The sequence below is a fragment of the Alcanivorax sp. HI0083 genome (assembly GCF_001635175.1).
This window is the reverse complement of sequence record NZ_LWFX01001377.1, coordinates 1-2,761: the sequence shown is the minus strand read 5'-3', so window position 1 is coordinate 2,761 and position 2,761 is coordinate 1. Positions and strand designations below refer to the sequence as shown.

Here is a 2,761-nt window from a genome sequence, read left to right as displayed (position 1 = left end):
TCGACAAAATCCAGCTGGAAGAGGTGAAACCCTCCAGCCGGATCAGCCCTTATATTCGTTTTGAGCAGACCAAGAAACTGCACCGCCAGGCGGTAACACTGGAAGGGCTGGGCAAGCATTACCATGATCTGACTCTGTTCCAGGACCTGAGCCTGCAAGTAGAAGCTGGCGAACGGGTCGCCATTATCGGACCCAACGGCATTGGCAAAACCACCCTGTTACGCTGCCTGGCCGGTGATCTGGCTGCCGACAATGGCACGGTGAAATGGGCAGAAGCCGCCGAGCTGGGTTACTTCGCCCAGGATCACAGCCACGACTTTGAACAGGACATGATCCTGTTCGACTGGATGGCCCAGTGGACCAGCGATGGCGAACAGGCGGTGCGCGCAGCGTTGGGTCGCATGTTGTTTTCCAATGACGAAGTGCTGAAATCCGTGAAGGTGATTTCCGGTGGCGAACAGGGCCGCATGCTGTTTGGCAAGCTGACCCTGACCAAACCCAATGTGCTGTTGCTGGACGAACCCACCAACCACCTGGACATGGAATCCATCGAAGCGCTGAACCTGGCGCTGGAGAACTATGCTGGCACATTGTTCTTTGTCAGCCACGACCGGGAATTCGTCAGCTCCCTGGCCACCCGCATTCTGGAAATCACCCCCGAAGGCGTTCGCGACTTCACCGGCAACTACGATGATTACCTGCGCAGTATTGATGTGGACGGCTGATGTTGCTGTAGGCGTTCCCTTCCAGGGGACGCATCGCGCGCAGCGCGACCATCGCCGACAGGCGATTAAAAGGCCCATTACTATTCAGCACACAGGCCAGCCTTAACGATTTCGAATATTAACAACGCCGGATTCGTCCCCTGGAAGGGAACTCTTACAGCGGCTTCGAATCTGGTGACGAGCACAAGGATAACCCCATGACCGACATCGATCAGAGCACCCGTACCGAGATGGAAGCCGCCGCGTTTCGCCGGCTGCTTCAGCATCTGGATGAACACAAGGATGTGCAGAATATCGACCTGATGATCCTGGCGGATTTCTGCCGTAACTGCCTGTCGAAATGGTTGGTGGCCGCCGCTGAAGAGCGCCAGGTAGCGCTGGATTACGAGGCCGCGCGGGAGTGGGTATATGGCATGCCGTTCGCCGACTGGAAAGCCCGTTTCCAGACGCCCGCGTCCCCGGAACAGTTAGCCGCTTTTGAGGCCAGGCAGAAGGCCCGGCAACAAGACTGAAACGCAACGATTTGCGCAAGCTCACCAAGCGCGACCACGGTGCCTATTTTCACTCGTAATGCGGCGCCGGCATAACAAGAGAGGCGGCCCGCAGGCCGCCAGCTGGACATGGATGTCTTGTTATTCTTCGCTGAACACGCTCTCGACCTGATAGACAGCGGTAGTGCCGCTGACTTCATGGCCCACCACCAACAACGCCTCACCGCTGGGAGAATCCGCTGCCGGAATAAACACCAGCCCTTCCGGTCCCAGATCGCCCGCGATGGTACCAATCTGGCTTTCCGCGATCAGGCCATCATCGATCAGGTCTTCGATATCTTCACTATCTACACCGCCGCCCCAGTAGTTGCGGCTGTTGAAATAGTCCCGATAGATCGGTGCCGCCGGATCGGTGATGTCATAGACCAACACGCCACCCATGCGCTCCAGCCCCAGGAACAGGAAAGTCTTGTTGCCGATGGCACCGATGGTCAGCCCTTCCGGCTCTGGCCCCTTGGCATCACTGCGGCTATCCATGGCATTGATTTCATCATGCCCGGCATTGAAGAAATCCCGGCAGGCCACATCCCGATTCTGGCCCAGCCAGCAACCATCACTGGCAAGGAACTGTTCGATCATGTCACCACTGTCGAATACCTGCTTGCCATCCTCATCCCAGATGGAGAAAGATCGGCCACCATAGCTGTACAGGGTGTCATACATAAGGCGGTTACCGTCGTCATCCTGGTCGCCCGCGTCGTTGAACAGCAGCGGCTTGCCATTGTCGTCGGTCTTGTAGCCCTGCACCCAGGTGATATTCAGGCGACCCAGCAACTCATCGTCACGGCAATCCCCTGGGTCTCCGGCGGCGGCCCCGCAATAGCCAAATACATCCGGGTCCAGCAGGGCCCCTTCCGCCAGCGCCAGCAGTTGTGGCGGCATGTCATCGCCGCAACGACGCTCAAAGCCATCGGCATGAACCAGATGCTTGACGCGGAGTTCCTCTACAAAGCCAAGAGAGGCATCACCACATTCGGTGCTGTTAACCTTAAGATCTTCATTCCAGTAACCCTCGTTATCTTCCCCCCAAGCGCGGGCGTCCCCCTCGTTAGCGGTGACCAGATAGGTAGCGCCATTGGCCTGGTAGGCATGAATGGCATCGGGCAGATACAGGCCCATCACGCCGGCGTGGGTGGTGATATTGATAACCCCCCCGTCTTCATCGCTGAAATCCATGGCAACCACACCACGATCAATCTCGCCTAGCGGCAGAATATCCGTGACCTCTCCGGCGAGGATGTCGACCTTGGCCAGGGCGTTGTTTTCCTGCAGGGTCACCCAAGCCGTCTGGCTGTCCGCCGAAATGGCAATGTATTCCGGCTCCAGGTCTTGGGACACGGAGGCATTGGGACCATAAATTCGCACGCCCCTGTCTCGCAGGGTGGCGGCATCAAAAGCGTCAAAGCCCGCCGTGATCACGACCGGGTTGGCCGGATCACTGAAATCCACAATGCTGATGGAGCCGTCCGGGTCCGTCTGGTAATC

3 protein-coding genes are annotated in these 2,761 nt (G+C 57.9%); 2 read left to right on the top strand and 1 reads right to left on the bottom strand.

All coding sequences use genetic code 11. The features are described 5' to 3' along the window. Together A3754_RS20835 and A3754_RS20830 are read left to right on the top strand one after the other, a co-directional pair. The coding region (locus tag A3754_RS20835) for an ATP-binding cassette domain-containing protein (RefSeq protein WP_156497126.1) at positions 1 to 725 on the top strand (725 nt) is incomplete at its 5' end. 197 nt (positions 726 to 922) lie between these two features. Continuing rightward, positions 923 to 1,237 (top strand): DUF1244 domain-containing protein, encoded by a 315-nt coding sequence (locus tag A3754_RS20830; protein ID WP_063521213.1) that lies wholly within the window; start codon positions 923 to 925, stop codon positions 1,235 to 1,237. A gap of 120 nt (positions 1,238 to 1,357) precedes the next feature. Here A3754_RS20830 and A3754_RS28010 read toward each other — a convergent pair. Beyond that, positions 1,358 to 2,761 (bottom strand): choice-of-anchor I family protein (locus A3754_RS28010; RefSeq protein ID WP_063521212.1); only part of this gene is annotated, 1,404 nt, incomplete at its 5' end.

Bases quoted from the DNA above. Each gene is read 5' to 3' on its own strand.
- A3754_RS20830 (WP_063521213.1), top strand. From the start codon at position 923: ATGACCGACATCGATCAGAGCACCCGTACCGAGATGGAAGCCGCCGCG.